This is a genomic window from Enterococcus sp. DIV1096b (assembly GCF_050498765.1).
Lineage (GTDB): Bacteria > Bacillota > Bacilli > Lactobacillales > Enterococcaceae > Enterococcus_D > Enterococcus_D entomosocium.
Genome location: NZ_JBMHEK010000001.1, coordinates 2,430,065 through 2,447,669, shown reverse-complemented (window position 1 = coordinate 2,447,669; position 17,605 = coordinate 2,430,065). Strand labels below are relative to the sequence as shown.

The following is a 17,605-nucleotide window of genomic DNA, read 5'->3' as shown; positions in this document are numbered from 1 at the left end:
GTTATCATAAATAGCGAGAACAGAAATGGAGGGAACACTATGACAATCGATTGGAAAAAAGAGGTCGAAGCCCGCAAAGACGATTTGCTGAACGACTTGATTGATCTATTGAAAGTGAAAAGTGAAAGAGAAGATGATAAAGTGACTGCGGACGCGCCATTTGGTCCTGGACCTCGTGATGCGTTGCTACACATGCTAGCTTATGGTGAACGTGATGGCTTCACAGTCAAAAACGTCGATAATTACGCTGGTCACATCGAATTTGGTGAAGGAGACGAAACATTAGGGATCTTCGGTCACATGGATGTTGTTCCTGCAGGTGACGGCTGGTCAACCGATCCTTATGATCCAGTCATCAATGACAACAAAATCTATGCTCGTGGTTCTTCTGATGATAAAGGTCCTTCAATGGCCGCCTATTATGGGATGAAAATCATTAAAGAATTGGGCTTGCCATTATCGAAAAAAATCCGTTTTGTCGTTGGTTCTGATGAAGAAAGCGGCTGGGCAGATATGGATTACTACTTTGAGCATGAAGAAAAGCCTGATTTTGGCTTCTCGCCAGATGCCAATTTCCCAATCATCAATGGGGAAAAAGGGAATGTGACATTAGGGATCCATTTCCAAGGCAACAATGAAGGAGACTTCACGCTACAAAGCTTTACTGCTGGCTTGCGGGAAAATATGGTACCAGGAACGGCAACGGCAAGCTTCATTGCTCCATCAACAGAAGAAGCATTAGCGATCGAAAAAGCCTTTTTCGATTACGTCGAAGCCAATCCAGTGACGGGCACGATTGAAACAGAAAATGAACAAGTGACGATCGAATTAGTCGGTAAAGGTGCTCATGGTGCCAGCCCACAATCAGGAATCAATGCGGGGACTTTCTTAGCAGTCTTCTTAGATAACTATGCCTTTGGCGGCGGCGCAAAACAATTCATCCATGCAGCAGCAGCCTATGTCCATGAAGATTTCTACGGTGAAAAATTAGGTGTGGCGTACGAAGACGAAAAAATGGGTAAATTGACTATGAATGCTGGCTTGTTTGCTTTTAAAGCGAACCAAGCAGGAACGCAAGCAGACAACTTTATCGCATTGAACTTCCGTTATCCTAAAGGGGTAACTGCGGAAGGACTTGAAATCGGTGTGGAACGCACCGTCGGTATGGAAGGGGCCACCGTTACTCGAAATGACCGCAACATGGAACCTCACTACGTGCCAGCAGATGATCCATTGGTAGAAACTTTATTGGCGGTTTATGAAGAACATACCGGCGAAAAAGGCTTTGAACAAATCATCGGCGGCGGCACATACGGCCGTCTATTGAAACGCGGCGTTGCCTATGGCGCAATGTTCCCAGGCTATGTTGATACCATGCACCAAGCCAATGAATTCATGAGCTTGGATGACCTATTCAACGCAGCGGTGATCTATGCAGATGCTATCTACCGTTTGGCGAAATAAAGAGATATTGATACCGTCTATTCTTTTTTAGCGGAGTCGATTTATTGATACTTAGATGAATAGAGGCAATAAAGGAATAGCAGTACGACTGATTGTTTTAATCATTGTCGTACTGTTATTTTATTACTTTAGAAAATAAATATTTTATTTTCGTTGGGTTATTTTATTATTGACATCAAATCATCCGAATGATTTACTTTTTGTAAGGAGTTGAAAAGTGATGCCTGATTTGGTGAAATTTATTTTGGTTATTCTGGCGATTTGGGTGGTTTATCAAATATTTACGACGGTTTTATTTACCCTTTCCCAAAAAGCAGTTGCCAAACGAATCAAAAGCGGGAAGATGTCTGATCAGCAATTGGCGAATTTGTACCACGCTGTAGCACGAGCAAATCAAGGAAGCAATTTCCAAGCGATTTTCTCTTATGGGCTCTTTTACCGCAGCCATGCAAAGCAAAGTGATGCGGTCTATGAACTGTATCGCGCGGAAATGGCGAAAAGAAATCTGCTGTAACCAACTGTGAAGCAACTGTTTTCGAGAATATTGCTCGAAGTAGCAAAAAAGCCTAGGTCCTGTACAACAAGTGCAGAACCTAGGCTTTTTGGGTATTTACTGGGCAGCAAGCTGTGACAGATAAACACAGCTCTTTGCTTCAGCTATTTCTTGTCTTTGTTGCTTTTTTGATCCATACCGGCACCGATCGCTACACCTAGTGCGATGCCTAAACCCATGCCTAATGCCAGGTTGTCAAAAAACAGCATCCCAAATGCAGCACCTAAGGCCATTCCGACACCGATCCCCAATCCCATATTGTTAGAAGCGGCTTCTTTTTCTTCAGACGTTTGCGGCGGTTTTTTCGTCATTGTGAAAAACCCCTTTCTTTTTAGTATAGAGGGGTTTTGTTTTGATGACAAACATTCGAACTGCTGCTCAGTGATTTTCATGAGGAGAGAGCAGCCGCTTGGTACAGTAAACGGGGGTGGGGACCATTGGTCTATCTTCCGCCGGGCAAATAGTTACGTTCGGGGTTGTAGCGGCGAATGATCTTATTTTCAGCAAGTACGTGCTCATAATAATAAACAGGCGCATCCTTAGTCTCTAGTCGAAAAACAAAGACGAGCGGAACCTTTAAGACGGAATAGCGCGCGGGGATCGCAATATATGATTTTTGATTGCGCTCCATCGTCAATGCGAATTCATCAAACAAAAGCGCCACTGGTGTGGGAAAGTTTACCAATTCATAATAGTGTTTTTCAAATGCATAGGTTTCTTGTTTTGCATAAGCGATTTTTGCAGCTGGCATACGCATTCACCTCACTTGAATTATACGAACGTTTGTTCTGTTTGTAAAGTGGAAAATCACCAAACGAGGAAAAAGGGGGAGTTCTCTATGAAAAAGATGTTTTGCTAACAAGAAATTTGCTACACTAGAGGAAAGAAGGAATCAAAAAGGAGCAGATACCATGGATTATGAACGCTTTGCACGATTACAGGCACGCTTTACCGATGAAAAACTGCTGACCAATGAAGGGGTCTATCGGTTGCGCTTGTCAGGGAAGGCGCAGTTCGAACTAGCCTTTATCAAAACTGGACCTTGTGGCGAGTCTGTCTACCAGCCGCTGATCAAGGGCACTTTTTCTGAAAAAGAAGCAATCCCTACCTATTTGCTGGATCTTGCGGCGCAACCTATGACGCAAATCAGTCAGCGAACCTCCGAAAATGCAGCCGTGTTAGATAAAGCATTCGTAGAATTAATGGAAAAATGTGAGCAGGCAGTTGCCGTCAACGAAACCGCACAAGAAGCCGCACGTTAATTAGCGCGACAAAGATACAAGAGCAGCCTGAACCTGATTTTTTACACCAAGCAAAAAAACGATCCTGACAAGATTCCTTGCCAAAGATCGTTTTTTATTTTCCCATGGTGATTAGTGTCCTCATTCGCCGAAGTGGTCTGAGAAGCCTTGTTGCTTCATAAAGGCAGCGACATCTGGACGTCGCGGTTCACGGAAAAATTCCGTCATTTTCATTTGCCAATTGGTTTGCTGTTGATTGCTGCTGCGCTGTGCATAATAGGCTTCCGTCGTTTGGTTGTACTGGGCTGTTTGCTCCTGCGTCAGCGGTTGATACTGATCGACACTTACGATCGCTTCTTGAGGCAAGCGGACTTTCGGCTCATTTCTATGTTGCGGATAACCGATCGTCAAGCCGAATAACGGAAACGTCAATTTTGGTAAGCCGACAAGTTCTGCGATACGAGGCAAATCATTGCGGATGCCGCCGATGTAGCAAATTCCTAAGTCTTGTGCTTCAGCATATGCTACCATATTTTGGGCAGCGATCGTCGTATCAACGACAGACACAATAAACGGTTCCATCGTGGTTAAGTGGGTATCCGGCAACCCTGCTTGGGTCAGCAGCTGCTGATGCTTATGTAAGTCGGCGACAAAAAGATAGAAGACCCCCGTTCGAGTGATGTAATTTGGGGCACCGGCAATTTTTTCGATGGCAGCCAGTTTTTCAGGATCACTGACCTCAATGATCGAATAAGCTTGAACAAAGTTCGAACTGGAACCACTTTGGGCAACCGTCACTAATTTTTGCTTGAGTTCCTTTGATAGTGGCCGGGGTTGAAAATCTCTGACAGAGCTGTGGCGGGTAAAAGTATCAAAAAGATCCATCGTTTTTCCTCCTGTAACGTACAAATTTCTTTCTTCTTTAGTGTAACAGAAAAAAAGGAATGGGAACAAAAAGAATGTTTTCAAAAAATTTTCAAATTGATGTTTTATAGTTGCCAAGAACAACAGTTTCCGTTATGATAATGATACATTCTTATTATTATTCCTTAGGGGAGTAACCGGTGGCGCAAGCTGCGATAATATCAACAGTAAGTAAGCTGGCGACAGCTTTCTGGTATTATTTGAAATGGTGAGACCTAAGACAAGCGTATACTTGTCTTAGGTCTCTTTTTTTCTAGCAGAGTGCCTAAGGAAAATAAAATTAAAAGGGGCAAAAAAATTGGCGAAAGAAATGTATCAAAAAGAAATCTCGGAAATTATGGCAGAGGTCCAGAGCAGTCCAGAGGGGTTGACGCAGCAAGAGGCAGCCAAGCGGTTAGAAAATGGCCTGAACCAGCTGAAGGAAGCACCTAAGAAATCAAGCTTTGCCTTATTCTTAGATACCTTCAAAGATGCGATGGTGATCGTCTTGTTGATTGTGGCAATCATCCAAATGGTTATGGGTGCCCACGTTGAGTCGATCGTTATCTTCGCAGTACTCTTGTTGAATTCCGTCGTCAGTGTGATACAAACGAAAAAAGCCGAAGGATCGTTAGACGCTTTGAAAAGCTTGTCAGCACCAGATGCTAACGTCATTCGGGATGGCAAAGAACAAAGTGTGCTGGCGAAAGAATTGGTTGTCGGCGATATCGTTATTTTAGAAGCTGGGGACTATGTACCAGCAGATGGTCGATTGATCGAAGAGGGTTCTTTGAAGGTCGATGAAGGAATGCTGACTGGGGAATCAACGCCAGCGGAAAAAGAATTAGGTGTGATCGATCGTACCGCACCGATCGGCGACCGTGACAACATGGTCTTCAGTGGAACGATCGTCACTTATGGGCGTGGTCGGTTTATCGTAACCGCGACTGGTAATGTGACGGAAATCGGTCAAGTGGCTGGCTTATTGGAAAGTACGGTTGAACACAAAACGCCATTGCAAAGAGGACTGGACAGCTTCAGTAAAAAACTTAGCTTAGCGATCTTGGTCCTTTCATTGATTATTTTAGGGGTTCAAGTAGCACGGTTGTTCTTAGGTGACGGAACAGGTGATATGACGGAAGACTTAGTCAACGCCTTTATGTTTGCGGTAGCCGTAGCCGTTGCAGCGATTCCAGAAGCATTGCAATCGATCGTGACGATCGTCCTTTCGATCGGAACAAAACAAATGGCGAAGCGTCATGCCATCATTCGAAAACTACCAGCGGTTGAAACATTGGGTTCAACGAGTATCGTTTGTACAGATAAGACAGGGACCTTGACCCAAAACAAAATGACCGTTGTTGACTACTATTTACCAAATGGGCAAACGGGCACGTTCCCCGATGAGCCAACTACCTGGACATTGCCTGAAAAACGCTTAGTAGAGATCAGTGTCTTGGCAAATGATGCTGCCATCAGTGAAGATGGGGCGAAGCTAGGAGACCCTACTGAAATTGCGTTTCTGGATTACAGTGAGAAACTAAATCAGCCATATCGGGCGATTCGTCAACAGTTTCCTCGTTTGCAAGAATTGCCTTTCGATTCTGATCGTAAATTGATGTCCACCTTACATGAGATCGATGGCGAACATTTGTTGTTGACCAAAGGTGGTCCAGACATCGTCTTTGGCCGCAGTACCAAAGTCTTGATCGATGATCAAGTCGTGCCTTTAACAGATGAAATTAGAAATAAATTGCAGCATCAAAACGAAGAATTCTCAAAACGGGCATTACGGGTCTTGGCGTTTGCTTACCGTCCATTGACTGATGCCCAATCACGAGAATTGACACTTGAGGATGAAAACGAGTTGATTTTGGTTGGTTTGATGGCGATGATCGATCCTCCTCGTAAAGAAGTCAAACAAGCCGTAGCGGATGCTAAATCTGCTGGTATCAAAACAGTGATGATCACAGGGGACCACAAAACGACAGCCGTGGCGATCGCACAAGAGATCGGTATTTCAGCCGAGGGCGACTTAGCTTTGACTGGTACGGAATTGGATGCTCTTTCTGAAACCGAACTAGCGGATCAATTAGACAAAATCACAGTCTATGCTCGTGTTTCGCCAGAAAACAAAATCCGTATCGTGCGGGCTTGGCAAGACAAAGGCAAGATCTCTGCCATGACCGGAGATGGGGTCAATGATGCCCCCGCCTTGAAACAAGCGGATATCGGGATCGCAATGGGAACCGGAACGGACGTTGCCAAAGATGCAGCGGCGATGGTCTTGACGGATGATAACTTTGCCTCGATCATTCGTGCCGTAGAAGTTGGCCGAAACGTCTTTGACAACATCAAAAAAGCCATTTCGTATTTGTTTGCTGGAAACCTAGGTGCGATCATTGCGATCGTCTTTGCCTTAGTGATGGGTTGGGACAATCCATTTACTGCCTTGCAGCTACTCTTTATCAACTTAGTCAACGACTCATTACCAGCAATTGCTCTGGGAATGGAAAAAGCCGAACCAACCATCATGCAACGTCAGCCTAGAGATCCAAATGCTGGTATCTTCACTGGAAAAACATTGATCTCAGTAACGTATCGCGGTATTTTGATTGCCGCTGTCGTGATTTTGGCACAATGGTTAGGGATGAGCCAATCACCTGAGTTAGGTGTAGCGATGGCCTTCTCAACACTTATCTGGAGCCGGACATTGCAAACATTGCCAGCACGCTCAAATACCGAGACTGCTTGGCAAGCTGGCCTTTTTGCCAATAAAATGGTGTGGTTGGCGATCGTCGTTTGTGGTGGACTATACAGCATTACCTTGATTCCTGGCATCCGTGAAGTCTTTGCGATTCCAGCAACCTTCACTTTAGGACATGTCGGTCTATGTATCGCAATGGCTGCTGTGGCAGTTGTTTTGATGGAAATCACAAAGCTGATTATTATTGCCGTTCAAAAACGTCGAGGAAACGCCTAAAGCAAAAAACGTATCGATCCTTTGATCGATACGTTTTTTTGTCGTTTCTCCTCACTGCTTAGTTGATTTTTTTCAGCTGACTGATTTGGGCAGCGACTTGCTTCAAGAAGGCTTCTTGACCAGCCGGCTGTTCCTGGCTGTAAAGGTAGGCTTCGTATTGCTGCGTCAAGCGGATAAAATCACCATGAAACAGTGGATAGAATGCTTCGAGTCGTTGGGCATAATCGATCAACGGCTCCGCCTCGTTACGGTACAAAACTTTCGTCGTTTGCCTTAAAAACAAAGGATAGGCAGTAACTAGCGGCTGTTTGTTAAAGCGGCAGATCAACCATAAATGAATACGGAAAAACGAATGGCGGAAATAGAAAAGTAGGCCAAGTCCTAGGAGAGCTAAGCCTCCAAAGAAGCCATTACGCAGCGTTTGTTTCAGCTCCTCAGTCAACCAAACATCATCGGTAACCGCGGCTGTTGCCGAACTGCTGGTCGTGGTTTCACTACTTTCTGTTTCCGTGCTGCTCGTTGGTATTGTCTCGCTGCTAGCGGTCGGCGTTTCTTCGGAGCTAGTAGATTCTTGAGTCAACACGGGACGATCTGGATTTTGGAAACTAGGTGTCGGTTCAAAAGGCACCCAACCGTATCCGTCAAAGTAGACTTCCACCCACGAGTGGGCATTCAAGTTGCGAACGGTATAGGTAGTGATGCCGTTTTCTGTTGTAGGAGAGCCGGGAGAAAAGCCTTTTGCCCAGCGAGCAGGGATCTCTAAACTCCGTAGTAGAACGACCATTGCCGTGGAAAAATTGTCGCAGTAGCCGACTTGTGATTCAAATAAAAATTGATCAACGTAATCTTGCTCTTCTGCAGGCACGACGGCATCGGTCTTGGAATAGCGAAATACTAGCGGATCTTTCAAATAGCTTTCAATTGCGGTGACTCGGTCAAACAGACTGTTGCTGTCAGCAGTGATCTCAACAGCGAGGTCTTGCACTCGTTGCGGTAAGGAGTCAGGCAGTTGGATATAATTGATCGGTGTATCCGGATAAATCAAGGGCAGATTCTGAAGATTTTCAGCGGCAAAATCGGGATGGTCCCAATCGAGGGTCAAGGCCGTGTCTGGTAGCGAATCAATCAAATCGACCCGTTGAATAGCGTCGCTGATTTGAAAGCCACGTGCGCCGCTTTCAAGGGATAACCTACTGCGGCCATAGGGCAATGCCACATAGTCTCCATGGTTTTGGAATTGGATCCGCACTTGTTCATTCTCAGGATAGGTTTGTTGATAGCTCTGGTCAGCGATGGTGACATCGTCTGCTTCCAAGCGAACGTCTTCGCGGCTCGTACTGATCCAGCCTTTACCAGAATAAAAGTCTTTGCTTTCCACCCGCCAGTAATGCGGGGTTTCTTGTTGCGCTTCAAATAAAATCGTCGCATCATCAAGTAGTGGTCCGCCTAATTGACGATCATTTTCACTGAAACCCGTGCGAGAACCAGTGGGGGTGCCATGTTCTTCAATAAATTGATAAAAACCCAGCTGATTCAGATTTGTCCGTATAGGCGTGGAACGGGCTGCCAACTGATCCCGCACGCTCGTTTGCGGCAAGTAGACAGCAGTGACGGCTAAGCCACCAATCAATAGCATCACACCAAACCAAGGGGCGATCGTTTGACTGGATCGAAAGGTGCTGCGCTGGATCAGTGAAGAAGCCAGTGCGCAAAGAAAAATACCAATCAAATGCCACGTCAAGTCAAATTGATTAAAAATAACGACTGTCAGCAAGTAGCCGATCATGGTGGCGTAAATCAAGAAAAAGCGCTGATAAGCAATCGGCAAGATCGCTAAAAACAAGACCCAACTAACGATCAATGTCACCGCCGCCAGTTCGGTGATATAGCCGACCTCACCACTGAGGATCTCTTGAAAGGCACGGTGCAGGTCTAGCCAAAAACGCAGTAGCCAATCAAAAGAAAAGGCAGTCCCATAAGGAAAGATCCGATACAAGACGATCAGCCAAGCGGCTGCCAGCAAAGGCAAACTGTAACGGACTTTCGGCACGATGGTCAAAATCAAACAGACACTAAAGGCATAAGTTAAAAGGGTGAACTGATTGCCAAGGTCATAAACTGCGATAAACGGCAAGATCACCAGTGATAGACTGAGAAAGGTCAAAAGACCAATCAGTGCTTTCTTAATAAATCTCATCCTACCACCTCCTCAAGTTCATTCAACTGCCTCATTAAATCAGCGTAGGTAAACACTTGACAGCTGTTTTTTGCTTCCAACTGACTGAGGTAGTTTTCCAGTTGTGGGGTGAAAACCGGGGTAATGAAGATAAGATGGCTGCCAGTCAAGAGCGGTACTCCTTCAGGAACTTTCTCGAAGGGAAGGATCTGGGCATAGGCAGCGGCATCCGTTTGGTAAGGGGAAGTCAATCCGTCACCAATCAAGAGCGGCTGAAAAAGTCGTTGATTTTGTGAGAAATGGTGGATCGAATAAAACAGTGTCAAGGTCTCTTCAAAAGCAGGATGATCTTCTCCCCAAAAGAGCAGAAAGATGTCTTGTTCTTCTTCGTATTCTCGTTCGCGATAGATCAATTCCTGTTGTTTGCTGGATAATTTCCAATCGATATTTTTTAATGAATCCCCTAACTGGTATTGACGGAACTGTCGAATAGAAAAATTGGGTTCCCCGTGGGTTTGGCTGCGGACTTGCTGTTTAAAAAATGGCAATAGGGCAACGGCTTCTAGCTTCAATTTCGGTAGGATCAAAATCGATTGTTTCGCACCTGCAGCGTAGCTTTTTTCAAAAAAGCCAAAGAGATCATGGCTGTACAATTGAACGGGCAATTCTTCATAGCTGCCGCGCTCCTTTGGGGTCCAAGGCAGATGGAGCCGAATCAGATTGCCTCGATAAAAGGCGCTGTGATGACTTTCCTTGAAACGATCGTCAAACTGCAAGGTGAAATCGACTAGCGGCAGCAGCGTCGGGCGATACTTGAAGACTTGCAGCGGTAAGGTGATCGCTGTCTGTGTTTCAGCTTGGATCGATTCTTCTAAAACGATTTGGACCTTCTTGAGGGAGGGCAGCAAGAATACTGCGTCAAGCAACAATAACAGAGTCAGTAAAAACCAGAGGCTCCAACCGGCATTATTATTAAAGATCACACAGTAAGCCAGCAGCAAAAAATAGGCAGCGCTAAACAACAGGAGGCGCAGCACGCGTTCAAGCTTTTTTTTCTTCATCGCTATTTCCTCGTAGGGACAGGCACCCGTTGGATCATCTGTTTCATCAAATCTGAAAGGGTCTCCGCGCTAGTATGAACGCCGCCTTTCAGTAATAAACGATGACCGAAGACTGCTGGTAAAATTCGCTGCAAGTCTTGCGGCGTGACAAAGGTCCGTCCTTCCGTCAACGCTAACGCTTTTGCCCCTTTTAAGAAGGCGATCCCACCACGAGGACTGATACCAAGGTCAATGGCATTATGCTGGCGGCTCGCTTGAACCAGCTGCAATGCGTAACGGGCGACCCGCTCATCGACATACACGTCGTCCACCATCGCTTTCAAAGCGGTCACTTCATCAGCATGTAAAATGGTTTGGATCTGATCCAAGCTTTGCTGTCGTTTTCCAGTCAAGAGGGCGAGCTCATCTTGAAAATCTGGGTAACCGATATGCAGGCGGAACAAAAAACGATCCAATTGGGCTTCAGGCAAAGGATACGTTCCTTCATATTCGATTGGGTTTTGGGTAGCTAACACAAAAAAGTGGGGACTCAATGGGTACGTTTGATTGTCGATGGTGACATGATTTTCTGACATGGCTTCTAAGAGCGAGGCTTGCGTCCTTGGTGTGGTTCGGTTGATCTCATCTGCCAAGAGGACGGAGGTGAAGATCGGGCCGGGACGAAACTCGAACTGGTGGCTTTGGGAATTAAAAATCGACACACCTAACACATCGTTAGGCAAAAGGTCTGGGGTAAACTGTACCCGTTTGTAGTCACTTTGAATGGCTTTGGCTAATGATTTGACCAACATCGTTTTCCCAACACCGGGGATATCTTCGAATAAAACGTGTCCACCAGCAAGCAGCGCAGCCACGGTAAATTGGATCACATCTCGTTTGCCTAAAATCACTTTTTCCACTTCTGCGATCAAGGCATCAATTTTTTGTAATTCAGCGGTCATGAAACAACCTCCTTGCGTTCTTTTCTTCTATTGTAACGGTTTTCTAGGACTGTCGCAATTTTCGTGTAACAATTAAAGAAAATTTCAAGAATATTCAAAAAAAGGAAAATCCTGCCTGCGGGTTTGCGGAAGAAAAGCAAAAAACTTCCGAAGCGGTTCGTCGGAAGTTTGCGTTTGATAGAAAAGAAGCGACTAGAAGATGTGGTGTAAGAGGTCAGCGGCGATCTGGTCCGCCTGCCGTAAATTCCAAGCATCGGTTCCTGGCTGAGCAGTGGCAGCCGTCAGCCAGTGGATGCCTTCTGTGGGAATCCCGAAACAATAGAGGGCAGTGTAGGGGCGTTCATCTGGTCCAAGGACCTGATTGGTCTCAGGATCGATGGCGATAGCACCCGTCTCAAAAGGCACCTCATTGGGTATCGTCAACCGGTGCGGGTGAATGATCCGATCGTTTAGCAGTTGCCGCAACAAGGAATTGTTGGTTCGACGAATCGCTGTCGATGGAATGCGAGCCTCAATTAGTTGCGTCGCGTGATAGCGTGTGTCGGGAAATCGCTTTGAATACGTACAATAAGCCTCCTCGATCTCAACAGTCATGTCAGGACCTAGTAAGGTCACCACTCCGGCTTCCAACAAGGCGACCAGTTCCTGCAGTCGTTGAACCGGCGGACCGATCGATAAAAAGCTGTTAAAGGGAACGAAAGACTGCCAAAAGAGTGTTTTCAGGTCTTTTGCTGGCATTAGCTGATGATCGAGAACAAACCGAATCGGGTCACGCAGATCTTTGAAGACTTCCAAGGCACTGCTGATAGGTCCCGCTAGATTGCCTTTTTCGGCATCTTGGATTTGGGTACGTAATAGCGCAATGAAAAAGTCTTGCAAGGACTGCTGCTCTTTCTGAGCAAAGGGATCGGCTAGTTGGTGCCATGACCACCATTCCCTCTTAGGAAGCTGCCATTTTTTTAGCAAGTCTTCAGATCCTTCCGTGGCAACAAAGGCGGTGGTAAAAGCGTCAAGCTGATCTTTGTCAAGCCGCTGTTTTTCTAAAAGCAGCGTCTGATAATAGACGAGTTCTGCCTCTTTCTTTAAATAGAAGAGCAGTGTCTTGCCAGCAACCGTTTTGGCTGCTTGCCAAGCAGCTAGGCGTTCAGGGGTCAAAAAAACGGGCTTTCGCTGCTGCGTTGGTGTTTTTTGATTGCGGCCACGAGGATGATACGGGACACCCCGACGAGAACCGGCGATGATTTGCGGTTCTTCACCAGAAGGTTGATAGACGAGGGATTCATTGACTTTGACGAAGGTTCCGCCCCGACCACTGGTCAAGCGGGTGACGTAATCGTAAAAGGCAAGTCCTAGTCCCCGTAAAATCACAGGTTCGCCAGCTTTCACAGCCGTTAGATCCGTATCTGCCGCATTGGCTGGTGGTGCATAAAACCAGCCATTATTTTCTGCGGCAGCCGCCAATTGTTGTTCCCCTGATGACAGTTGGGCTTGTGAATGGCCTGTAGCTAAGACGACGGCATCAACAAGGAATGTTTGGTGAGCCGTCGTCAACTGGTAGCGATTTTTGGAAAGAGGGGTCAAAGAGCTGACACTATCTGACAGATGGTTGACGGTAATGGATTCAGGTAGCTCTATTAACAACTGCTGATAAAACCACTGTTGATAGAGTCCATATAACGCCCGCGAGCAATGCCCGTTAGGATCAAGTGAATCAAGTGCTGTGCATTCCGCAACGAGCTCAGGGGCATGGATGGCTGCGAAATGTTTCCCTTCTGTCACTGCCCATTCGTACAAGGTAGGTCCTTTGACCACGGGGCCGCCGGTGCTTAATGTGTCATCCGTGAAAAGGGTGACTTGGCTGGTCACAGAATTCAATAGCAAATCTGCCGATTGGTCCGTGCGCCAAACTGCCCCAGGAAGAAAAGGATCAAACAGCAGCAAGTCGATGGCTTGTTTGTTTTGTTTGCTATGAGCAATCAGCCGTTCTGAAAGTGAAAGTCCACGAGGACCAGCACCAATGATCGCTATTTTCATATCACACCACCTCAATTATTCTATGGTCTTTGTGTCATCAACGGGCTAAGTCAAAAGGTGTCTTGCGGAAAATCAGCCAGTGCATGCCTAGCACCATGGCTTCCTCGATAGCATCGATATAATGGAAAGCGGGCTGATTGGGTTGTTGCTGCAGCAATGGATTTTTTTGGATCGCGTCTAGGAGATCGGTTTTTACTGCATCACTGCTGGCTAAAATGATACAGTGGGGGGCAAAAGCTGCATTGTAAAATGGCAGTATGCTTGTCAGGCGCTGGACCAAAGCCGTGCGGTCTTGCGGTGCACCTTGATCCAAGTAGCCGGGTAAAAATTTTGCCTCTCCCGCTAGGGCATCTTTTCCTTCTAAAAGCGCACCATTGACTAGGAGCGTGATACCGGGCATGCTTTTTTCAGGATTGTACATGCCAACGATGGTTTGCTGCAAGGAGATCTGTTGGGCGATGCAATAGCCGATCGTTAAAATATGGGCATCGTTTTGACAGTAGAAGGGCAGTGCAGTGACCTCTGCCACGAGGGCTGCCAGCTGCCAGCCGTTAAATTTTTCATACCAGCTGGAAGTCACGGTTCCTCCACTGATTTTTCCTGGTAAAAAGAGGGCGATCTGTTCCACAGAAGGAAATAATGCCAGCTCGTTCGTTACACATTCTTGAAAGCGATGAGGGGCAACATCAGGAAAGGGCTGGTCGTGTTTTGCCAAAACCTTCCCCTTGCGGTCGATCAGCATGGACCAAAGAGCCAAGGAGCCATCGTGATCGATAAAGCTAAGCAAAAGAGAATGACCTCGGTCTTGATTTAGCTGATAGGTCACTGCTGGTCGTCCTAGCTCTTTTTGCTCCAGCGGACCTTTCGTGATTTCCCCCTCTGTTAACAATTCTTTTAATAATGAGTTAGTGGTGACCATGCTGATGCCGGTTTTCTTCACTAAATCGGAGGCGAATAATGCCCCGTTTTGAAACAAAGTTTTTAAAACCAGCTGTTTGTTTTGCTGGCGAATGGTATGGGTGGTAGAAGCCATAAATGTTCTCCTTAATGAAGTGATTTAATTAAGTATACCGACGGGATGAAACGATGTAAAGTTTTTAAAAGACTGACTTGACGGAAAACTTGAAAATAAGTATACTTAATTAATAACGTTAATTAAGTGATTTGGAATGAAGAGGACACGAGGTAGAGGGGAAGAGAAACGTATGATCAAATTAGTCATCACAGATTTAGACGGTACATTTTTGAACAGCCAAGGCAGTTTTGATCGGCCTTATTATGAACAAGTCAGCCAACAAATGAAAGAAGCGGGTGTTGCTTTTGCTGCGTGTACCGGCAAACAGTGTGAACGAGTGGAAGAACTGTTTGGTGAAGCAGCAGCGGATGTTTGGATTCTTGGGGATAGCGCGACCCGCATCAAACATCAAGGAGAGTACATCTTTGAATCGCTGCTGCCAAACGAATTAGGGCGGCGGATCATTGCGAAGCTCGCTGCGATTGCGCAAGATCATGTGATCATCGCTTGTACACCGACTGCGGCGTACATTGCTGACACAACCAATGAAGCGGATGCGCAGAAAGTGCGTGGCTCTTATCGGGTGGTCAAAACGGTGGCGGATTATCAAACTATCACAGAAGATTTTGTGAAGCTCACTATTTTTGATCCCAAACTACGTTGTTTTGAGCATGTCCAACAGTTAAGCGAATTTACCAATGAAGCGTACATCGTGGCTTCGGAAGCCGCTTGGATCGATATCACCAATCAAGGCGTCCACAAAGGAACGACTGTGGCACACTTGCAAGAATTGCTGCACGTCACACCCGAGGAGACAATGGTTTTCGGCGATGGCTTGAACGATTTGGAGTTGATGGCAGCTGGCACGTTTAGTTTCGCCATGAGCAATGCCTTTGAGGAAGTCAAGGCAGCGGCAGCGTTTGTGACCAAATCAAACGATGAAAATGGCGTGCTGAAAACTATCGAACGTCTGTTACCGCTACAAATGAAACAATAAAAAAATCGCTCCCTGGCAGGGACAGCGTGCACTTTCAATTGACTGAAAGTAGACTGCTGCCTGTTGCTAAGGAGCGGTTTTTTCGTTATGCATGTGGTTGACTGACGCTATAAGGATAGGCATCGGCTGACCACTCTTTGCTGCGAGGGACGATACCTAGCTGGAAGTTCAATGTACCACCGGCAGTCAATTCTTGGTGGGTGAAAAATAATCGCTCGAAGGGTTCTTCGTTCAATGTAATTTTATCCACGAAGAGCTGTTGCGGCGCATTGGGCGTGCTCTTGATCACTAAGTCTTTGCCTGAAGCAAGATGCAGTGTTGCTTGATCAAATAAGGGCATGCCAATGACATATTCGCCTGTCCCCGGTGTGACTGGATAAAAGCCCAAGGCATTGAAGATGTACCAACCAGCCATGCTGCCGTTGTCTTCATCGCCAGGAAAGCCTTTTGGTGAGTCATTGAAGCACTGTGTCAGTAGCTGCTTGATCAAGGGCTGTGCCATTTCTGGTTTGCCCAAATAGCTGAATAGATACGGATAGTGGAAGCTTGGCTGATTGGAGATCGCCAGCTGACCAAAATCGAGTGCGGCCATCTCACTCATTTCATGGATCTCGAACCCGTAACCTTCTGTCGTATAGCGAGGTTCTTGATTGCACAAGTCAATCAGTTTTGCTTCAAAGGCCGCTTTGCCGCCGTGTGCAGTGATCAAGCCAGCGAAATCATGGTAAACAGCAAAACTACTTTGCCACGCACTGCCTTCTGCATAATCCAAGCCCCAGCGTGTGTCACTAAACTCTGGACGAAAAGCGCCATCTGGGTCTTTTGCCCGCATAAAGCCGGTCTCCTGATCGAAAATGTTGCGGTAATTTTGCGATTGCTGCTGATAATAGTCTGCTTGCTCGTCACCCAGCTGTTGCGCGACTTGTGAGATACAAAAATCACTGTAACAATAATCAAGGGTGTGATTGACCGATTCATGATGCGTCAATGGCACATACCCGTAAGTCAAATAGTCCGTCGTGCCGCGCCGACCATAATTGGGATTTTCACTTTGGACGGTGGCACCTTTTTTCATCGCTGCTAAAAATTTGGGCATCAAATCGGGACGGATACCTTTTACTGCGGCATCAGCGATCACGGCATCGATCAGCGTCCCGGGCATCAACCCCCGCTCATCAGGTGATAGCCATTTTGGTAAAAAGCCGCTTTCGCGATAACTGTTCAAAAAGCCTTCCAGCATGTCTTCCAATTGTTCGACAGCCAAGAGTGAAAAGAGCGGGTAGACAGTTTTATACGTATCCCAAAAGCCGTTGTTTGTGTACAGTGGTCCTGGTTTGATCGCTTTTGCCAAGGTATCCCAGTGCACTTTGCAACCCTCTTGATCGATTTCGAAGAAGGTTTGAGGAAACAAGAATAAGCGATAAAAATTATGATAAAAAGTAGAAACTTGTGCTTGATCGTGATGCTCGATCTCGATTTTTTGCAAAAAATGATTCCATTGCTGTTGGACAGAAGCCAGATAATCGGCAGGAGCCCATTGCTGTTCCCGCTGCAAGTTCAAACAAGCTTGTTCGCGACTGAGAAACGAGGTTGCAAAACGGATCGTCTGTGTTTGGCAATCATCAAAGCGGAGAACGACGAAGGCTTCTTTGCCTGTCAAGGCACCTTCGATCGCCGTGATGGGTGTTTCAAAACGATAGACGAAATGGATGGTGAAGCTTTCGTCTTCGCATCCTGAAAATACGATCAGTTGACCAGCCACTGTCTGTTCATCCAACTGTTCTAAGACATAGTCACCCGGCAGTGACAAGCCAAGACCCGGCTGATCCCCGCAGTTTTCAATAGACAGCACACCGCCATACATACTGGGAATCAACGTCGTTGTTGTTAAATACCGCTGCGTCTTGATTTTAAGAAAGGCTGGATTAAAGGTGCTTTCTTCCGGACGATACGAGCTTTGCGCATGGAAAAGGGTATTTTCAGAAAGCGTGCCGTTTATCGGCAGCATCGTCAGATGGCTGAAATCACCCATCCAAGGGCTAGGCTGATGGGTGATGCGAAAGCCCTGAAAGGTTCGATCTTCTGGATGAAACCACCAACTGCCTCGTTGATCGCTGGTTTGCGGGGCAAAGTAGTTCATGCCAAAAGGAACCCCTGTATAAGGCAGGCAGTTGCCATGGGAAAAACTATATTGGTTGTCTGTTCCGTGTCGTGTGTCGATCATTGATACGTTCACT

The 17,605-nt window shown here is 46.3% G+C and carries 14 protein-coding genes; 5 read left to right on the top strand and 9 right to left on the bottom strand.

Translation table 11 applies throughout. From position 1 onward, the window contains the following. The first annotated feature begins 39 nt into the window (after positions 1-39). Both pepV and IGJ17_RS11525 read left to right on the top strand, forming a co-directional pair. Positions 40-1,464, top strand: a complete 1,425-nt coding sequence (gene pepV / locus IGJ17_RS11530; protein ID WP_008378990.1) for a dipeptidase PepV — start codon at positions 40-42, stop codon at positions 1,462-1,464. Positions 1,465-1,684: 220 nt separating this feature from the next. Then, positions 1,685-1,978: a hypothetical protein gene (locus IGJ17_RS11525; protein WP_016613595.1), complete on the top strand. Its 294-nt coding sequence runs from the start codon at positions 1,685-1,687 to the stop codon at positions 1,976-1,978. A 143-nt stretch (positions 1,979-2,121) separates the two neighbouring features. Here the strand turns inward: IGJ17_RS11525 and IGJ17_RS11520 are convergent, their stop codons facing one another. Together IGJ17_RS11520 and IGJ17_RS11515 are read right to left on the bottom strand one after the other, a co-directional pair. Next, the gene (locus IGJ17_RS11520; protein ID WP_008378986.1) at positions 2,122-2,328 is read right to left on the bottom strand and encodes a hypothetical protein; all 207 of its coding nucleotides are present in this window, start codon (positions 2,326-2,328) and stop codon (positions 2,122-2,124) included. 131 nt (positions 2,329-2,459) lie between these two features. After that, entirely contained in the window at positions 2,460-2,768 is a 309-nt protein-coding gene (locus tag IGJ17_RS11515) for a DUF5960 family protein (RefSeq protein ID WP_008378984.1), read from the bottom strand. Between the two features lie 160 nt (positions 2,769-2,928). Between IGJ17_RS11515 and IGJ17_RS11510 the strand changes: the two genes are divergently transcribed. Next, positions 2,929-3,279, top strand: a complete 351-nt coding sequence (locus tag IGJ17_RS11510; RefSeq protein WP_142971541.1) for a hypothetical protein — start codon at positions 2,929-2,931, stop codon at positions 3,277-3,279. Positions 3,280-3,399: 120 nt separating this feature from the next. On the opposite strand, the gene IGJ17_RS11505 is transcribed toward IGJ17_RS11510, so the two are convergent. Then, positions 3,400-4,143: an NADPH-dependent oxidoreductase gene (locus IGJ17_RS11505; protein WP_429961416.1), complete on the bottom strand. Its 744-nt coding sequence runs from the start codon at positions 4,141-4,143 to the stop codon at positions 3,400-3,402. A gap of 349 nt (positions 4,144-4,492) precedes the next feature. On the opposite strand from IGJ17_RS11505, the gene IGJ17_RS11500 reads away from it, so the two are divergent. Then, positions 4,493-7,144, top strand: a complete 2,652-nt coding sequence (locus IGJ17_RS11500; protein ID WP_429961631.1) for a cation-translocating P-type ATPase — start codon at positions 4,493-4,495, stop codon at positions 7,142-7,144. Positions 7,145-7,202: 58 nt separating this feature from the next. Here IGJ17_RS11500 and IGJ17_RS11495 read toward each other — a convergent pair whose 3' ends face one another. From IGJ17_RS11495 to IGJ17_RS11475, 5 genes are all read right to left on the bottom strand, one after another. After that, on the bottom strand, positions 7,203-9,341 hold the full coding sequence (locus IGJ17_RS11495; RefSeq protein WP_429961415.1) for a transglutaminase domain-containing protein: 2,139 nt from the start codon (positions 9,339-9,341) through the stop codon (positions 7,203-7,205). Then, positions 9,338-10,381 carry a DUF58 domain-containing protein gene (locus tag IGJ17_RS11490; protein WP_008378975.1) on the bottom strand — a complete coding sequence of 348 codons (1,044 nt, stop codon included), beginning with the start codon at positions 10,379-10,381 and terminating at the stop codon, positions 9,338-9,340. Before IGJ17_RS11490 ends, IGJ17_RS11495 begins: the two co-directional genes overlap by 4 nt. 2 nt (positions 10,382-10,383) lie before the next feature. Then, positions 10,384-11,322: an AAA family ATPase gene (locus tag IGJ17_RS11485; RefSeq protein WP_429961414.1), complete on the bottom strand. Its 939-nt coding sequence runs from the start codon at positions 11,320-11,322 to the stop codon at positions 10,384-10,386. 192 nt (positions 11,323-11,514) lie between these two features. Continuing rightward, the gene (locus IGJ17_RS11480) at positions 11,515-13,356 is read right to left on the bottom strand and encodes an FAD/NAD(P)-binding protein (RefSeq protein ID WP_400449675.1); all 1,842 of its coding nucleotides are present in this window, start codon (positions 13,354-13,356) and stop codon (positions 11,515-11,517) included. A 37-nt stretch (positions 13,357-13,393) separates the two neighbouring features. Continuing rightward, the gene (locus IGJ17_RS11475; RefSeq protein ID WP_016621584.1) at positions 13,394-14,389 is read right to left on the bottom strand and encodes an ROK family protein; all 996 of its coding nucleotides are present in this window, start codon (positions 14,387-14,389) and stop codon (positions 13,394-13,396) included. A gap of 172 nt (positions 14,390-14,561) precedes the next feature. Between IGJ17_RS11475 and IGJ17_RS11470 the strand changes: the two genes are divergently transcribed. Further along, positions 14,562-15,368, top strand: a complete 807-nt coding sequence (locus IGJ17_RS11470) for a Cof-type HAD-IIB family hydrolase (protein WP_042890481.1) — start codon at positions 14,562-14,564, stop codon at positions 15,366-15,368. An 85-nt stretch (positions 15,369-15,453) separates the two neighbouring features. On the opposite strand, the gene IGJ17_RS11465 is transcribed toward IGJ17_RS11470, so the two are convergent. After that, positions 15,454-17,604, bottom strand: coding sequence for a GH92 family glycosyl hydrolase (locus tag IGJ17_RS11465; protein ID WP_087664951.1), 2,151 nt, complete (start codon positions 17,602-17,604; stop codon positions 15,454-15,456). Position 17,605 lies beyond the last annotated feature (1 nt).